Raw genomic sequence first — 4,906 nt, 5'->3', positions numbered from 1 at the left:
AAAGAATGCCGTCGGATCGACGGTCGCTGCATACAGCGAAAAGTCAAAAACTCAACTCCCCAACCCCTCAATTCTTGAGGGGCTCCCTCGCCGGTTGGCAGGTTCCGCCGTTGAGAACGGCAGAACAGCACCGAGAGGGTCTTGGTACATCTAGAGCGTCAACTCCTTATGCTCACTTCGCTACGCTCGTTCCGCTACCGTTGACCCTCATATACGCTATCCATATCTTCAAATACAATAAAATATCATCCATTTACGACATATTTTTATGCTTTTCAGAAGAATTTCCTCATTTTTGTATGCATATGAGTGATGCATTTGATCATTACAAGTGGTATATTTTCTACAACAGATGTTGTACTTTTCTAACAAGATGTTGCATTTTTTCGCTACAAAAGCAAAAAATAATGAACGTCTCGAAAAGGCAAAAGACCCAAACGCTGCAACGTTTGAGTCTTGAATCAGAACATTTTTTTGTCGAAGTCTTAACCTTAAAGGTTAGGGCTTTTCTTTTTTTTGCGGAAGGCTTCCAGTTGTTAAGAAACTCCACATTACGAAAATCGTCATCGGATCAACCGATAACTCGAAGATTATTTTCATACTCGCATCACCACCTTTCTAAAAACGGTAGTGTTGTGAGTTCTGATTCAGCCTTGATAATAGTGTATTACGCCTACCGAAAATAACAAGCATTGACAAACGTAATATTAAATTTAATTATACTGTTCAAAAAAGCGAACGAACAGCCTTAACGACTTCTATTTGGAAAAATGATCAGTTTTTAATCGAAATCTTGAAAAAAACTTATTACTCCGATTCAAACCACTCTCGATGCGATGGATTATCTGGATCAAGTAAAATAAATCCTTCTTGATCTACATCCAAGGTTTCTATGTTCATCGTCAATCCTTCAACTAACTGCAGATGTTTTAATCTCTCGATCGCAGCCCATCTTTCTGGATCATAGTTTGCTGGATTCAAGTCTACTTTCATAAGATCGCCTCCTAATTGCATCTAAATCACTCATATTTCGATTTTAAGCCCCTTTGCTACGTCTTGATAGGGTTTTCTACGACTCAAGTCGTAAACGCTCTTAAAATCGTTTCTAGAGAGTCTCCAAACGCCCCAACCTCCTCGCGACGATTGAAAATGAGAATATCCGACTGGCTCACGTGTACTGGGAGATCGGTGAATGGGGGCGAGCATAGCGAGAACACGTTCGGCGGTCTAACAGTCCGACAAACGAAATGAAGGCTTAAAAGCCGGAATGAGTGCGTTCAGTTCTCTAAATCAATGATCGATCTATGACTGAAGTTCAGCGTATTGAAGTGTTTAGTCCGATAGACTTGAACCGTTTAGTTTTAGAAATTGAATCGAAAGAAAAGGGGCGTTCTTATAAGATATAAGAGGGAACATTTAAGAAATGGCTTAACACCAATGTAAAATAGACTTCTTATGTAGCATAGGGTGATACATATATGTATCACAGCTGATGACACATAGTTGATACATCTTGTTTCAAATTTGGTATTGATTGTGTCTTATAAGTCGTGTATTGTTTCATATATGGAGCAAGATGTAGCAAAAATGATACATATAGGTATCATAGGGTGATACATAAGGGGAGGATTTAAAAATGCGAGAGATTTCTGTTTCGAAAGAATCAAATCTGTTAAATCCTTTGTCTTTATCTTTTGAACAAAGAGAAAGACAAATTGAAGAAGAGAAGTTGCGGGAAGAAGAAGAAATAAAGCAACAAAAGAAGAGTCCTTACAGGAGGTGGGTCCAAATGAATAAAGATGCTTATAAAGCAGAAGATTGGCTTATGGCTAAATCTCCTGTTGCATACCGGATCTTCAAGTTTTTGATTAACAATATGGATTCTTACAACGCAGTCATTTGTTCTCAACAAGTTTTACAAGAAACCTTTGATATCAGTAGAACTACAGTAGCAAGGGCTATAAAACTTTTAAAAGACAAAAAGTACATTGACGTTTATAAATCAGGAACATCTAATGTCTATGCAGTTAATAAACAAATTGCTTGGACTAGTTGGGGGAACAACTTCCAACATGGAAAATTCGGGGCTAACATTATTTTGACTGAAAGCGAGCAAGAACAAACTGTTAAAGCACAAATCCAAGTCGAAAAACACAAGCAAATCACTATTAAAGACGTAAACTAAATGTTTTTCACTAAGCTATTTTTAAGTGAAAAATAAAACAGATTTTACACGTTGCTTAATTCGAACTTAAGTAAAGAAAAGCCCCTGAAATAAGGGGCTTTTTGCTTGTGCTGATATATCGTTACATAATGACTGATTTCATCAGTACAAAAGAAATTATCGTTCTAGATCCATATTACGATCTCGCTCGCGTTTTTTTATCATGGTATCTCTTTCTTCAACGATTTCTGGAAGCATTTCATTGGCTCTCTTACTGATTCGTGCGTGATCTGTCATATGATCCAGCCCGATTTTTTGATTATCAGGCAACTTCTCAATCAGCCATTCTCTCGTCGCTCTATGAACAGAAGCCCTTACAACATTCAACATGTCAGAGACCTTTTTTTGGACAGCCTGATCAAATCGTTCTATCCATGCTTTCATCGTCTCGTTTGCTTTTTGAAGCTGTTCGTTTAGCCCTTTATTTTCTTTTGTTAAGTCTTCGTTAATCGCCTGCAGCTCGTCATTTTCCTTCTCAAGCCAACGTTTTTCGCTTTCTAAGACATTGACGTTCCTTTTCGTAATGTCCAGTTTCCGTTCCAGTTGTTCGGCTTCTTGAAGAAAGAGATTCTTATCCGCAATTTCTCTCGTCAATTCTTTTGCATGATGTTCCTTCAGTTCCGTCAATTTCTCTTCTAAGCGTTCGGAGACTCGTTCTTCTACAACGTCTTCCAATCCTGATTTATAGCGTTCTGCTTGTGCTGAAGCAATCTCGTATTTCTTCTGAAGGTTGCTGATCCTGTCGTCTTTCTGCTCAATCTTGGACTGCAAAACAGTGATTTCTCTTCGTAATTCTTCGTTCTTGAACTCCATATCGGGTACTTTCATCATCGCGAGGGCACGCATTTCTTCGAAATCCTCTCGATCCATGACGATTTTTCCTGTTTCTTTGCCGAACATTGTCTTCTGATCTTCGTATTCCAGGCTATCGAGCCGTTCTACCTTCTCGAACAACCCTTTCAATCCCTCTCGTTTGGCTTCCAGTAGCTTCGTATCACTTTGGACTGCCTCTCGCTGCTGTTCCGCATCCAAGACCGCTTCTTGTGCCTTGAGCACCTTGTACGTGGCCGTATCGATGTGTTGAGCCTTCGAACCCTCTTTCCCTCGTTCAATATCAAAGCCATGCTTTTGCAAATGCTCAGGCAGTAGTGTCTGTATTGATTTCAATTCAATACGATTGAAGACGTTTTTGCTCTGAAGTTTTCCGTCTCGCATAGGCACGATAGCGATATGAGCATGAGCGCCAGCGCCCTTCAATTCATCGAAATGAGCAACGGAATATAGGATATTTTGTTCTCCATATCGCTCTTTGAAGAAATCAGTGGCGACTTTGAAGAATCTTTCTTTTTCTGACTGATTCATATCTTTGAAAAAATCACGATCAGAACCTACCACGAACTCATTGAAATAGACTGCATCTTTTCTTAAAGCACGTTTACTTTCATTTTGAGATTCAAATGCTTCTTTCCACTTTTCCATGTAGCTGATATGTTGGGCATTGATATAGTCTCGATTGAGATGGGATAGTGAAGAATTGATGTCAGGATTGGTCTTACTTTCTCGTTCTCTTTGATTGTGAATCTGATAACCTTTCACATCATTTTTCTTTACTTTAGCCATCCTACATACTAACTTTGAACTCATTCCTTCACTTCCCCTTGCCACCAAGCTCTTTTCTCTTTAAATCTAAGACCTCCAAATTTCTGAGGAAGTTCTTCTAAAGACACCCCTGCTAATTCAACAATGTTTTCTTCTTTGAAAGTAACGTAATTTTGTATTTTTGCATGAGTATAAGAATCTATAATTGTGTCAGTATCAACAAAAGTCATGTTTTCTGATTTAAATGAGGTTATTTTAAGAGACGCTATAGGAAATTCTCCATTTAAATTAGTTACGAAGATTTTTTTCGTTTCTCCTGCAGCAAGATAAGGTACTTTTTCTGTCATATCAATAACTATATCTACGTATGGATCTTCAATGAAAAGTAGTTCACCTAATTCATTTTCAGAGTAAGTTTGTTTAAATTTTTCAATTGAAATCACATACTTTAATTCAATATCTTTGGATGGATAGTTACCTAGGTTTTGAATTTCAAAGTACCAGTCATATGTCGAATGGAAGGTTGAAGAGTAACCATTCTCAGCACCAAATAAGTACTTGTCATCTTTATCGTAAAAAATATGACTTGTACTCGTTGAATTAATATAATAGTCGTCTTGTAAAGCCAATGGATTAGCTAGTTCTGGTCTGGCATCTTCTATTCTTTTTTTAATTGCCTTTATAGATACAACGGACTTAAATTCCTTACTGTGATCTAGTATGTAAGTACGAGTAATAATAAATAGATTAACTATCCCAATAACAGCTGCGATAAAAGCGATAAGATTTTCAGTATCAGCTAAAGATTGAAAAAAATCTTTTACAAAATTAAGTGTAGAAACCAACATAGAAAAAACCATAGAAATAATCGTAGAAATGTAGATCACCTCATCTTTATAATTTTGTATAGTATAGCGCACTATACTTTACTTCGTAAAGGTGCGCTCTCCGAGGGTAAAGAATGCCGTCGGATCGACGGTCGCTGCATACAGCGAAAAGTCAAAAACTCAACTCCCCAACCCCTCAATTCTTGAGGGGCTCCCTCGCCGGTTGGCAGGTTCCGCCGTTGAGAACGGCAGAACA

The 4,906-nt window shown here is 38.0% G+C and carries 4 protein-coding genes; 1 reads left to right on the top strand and 3 read right to left on the bottom strand.

Features of this window, described 5'->3' with window-relative positions:
- Window positions 1–807 precede the first annotated feature (807 nt).
- Window positions 808–993 (bottom strand): hypothetical protein, encoded by a 186-nt coding sequence (locus ACZGCQ_RS16715; RefSeq protein ID WP_481266879.1) that lies wholly within the window; start codon window positions 991–993, stop codon window positions 808–810.
- 643 nt (window positions 994–1,636) lie between these two features.
- Between ACZGCQ_RS16715 and ACZGCQ_RS16710 the strand changes: the two genes are divergently transcribed.
- On the top strand, window positions 1,637–2,185 hold the full coding sequence (locus ACZGCQ_RS16710) for a replication/maintenance protein RepL (protein ID WP_481266878.1): 549 nt from the start codon (window positions 1,637–1,639) through the stop codon (window positions 2,183–2,185).
- A gap of 156 nt (window positions 2,186–2,341) precedes the next feature.
- On the opposite strand, the gene mobV is transcribed toward ACZGCQ_RS16710, so the two are convergent.
- Together mobV and ACZGCQ_RS16700 are read right to left on the bottom strand one after the other, a co-directional pair.
- Window positions 2,342–3,868, bottom strand: a complete 1,527-nt coding sequence (gene mobV, locus ACZGCQ_RS16705) for a MobV family relaxase (protein WP_481266877.1) — start codon at window positions 3,866–3,868, stop codon at window positions 2,342–2,344.
- The gene (locus tag ACZGCQ_RS16700) at window positions 3,865–4,743 is read right to left on the bottom strand and encodes a hypothetical protein (protein WP_481266876.1); all 879 of its coding nucleotides are present in this window, start codon (window positions 4,741–4,743) and stop codon (window positions 3,865–3,867) included. The genes mobV and ACZGCQ_RS16700 overlap by 4 nt, the downstream gene beginning before the upstream one ends.
- Window positions 4,744–4,906: the final 163 nt, after the last annotated feature.

This window comes from Exiguobacterium sp. HSB13 (assembly GCF_056764755.1).
This window is presented reverse-complemented; position numbering and strand designations above follow the sequence as displayed.

Excerpts from the sequence above, each read along its gene's own strand:
- mobV (WP_481266877.1), bottom strand. The coding sequence starts at position 3,868 with ATGAGTTCAAAGTTAGTATGTAGGATGGCTAAAGTAAAGAAAAATGAT.
- ACZGCQ_RS16710 (WP_481266878.1), top strand. The coding sequence starts at position 1,637 with ATGCGAGAGATTTCTGTTTCGAAAGAATCAAATCTGTTAAATCCTTTG.
- ACZGCQ_RS16715 (WP_481266879.1), bottom strand. The coding sequence starts at position 993 with ATGAAAGTAGACTTGAATCCAGCAAACTATGATCCAGAAAGATGGGCT.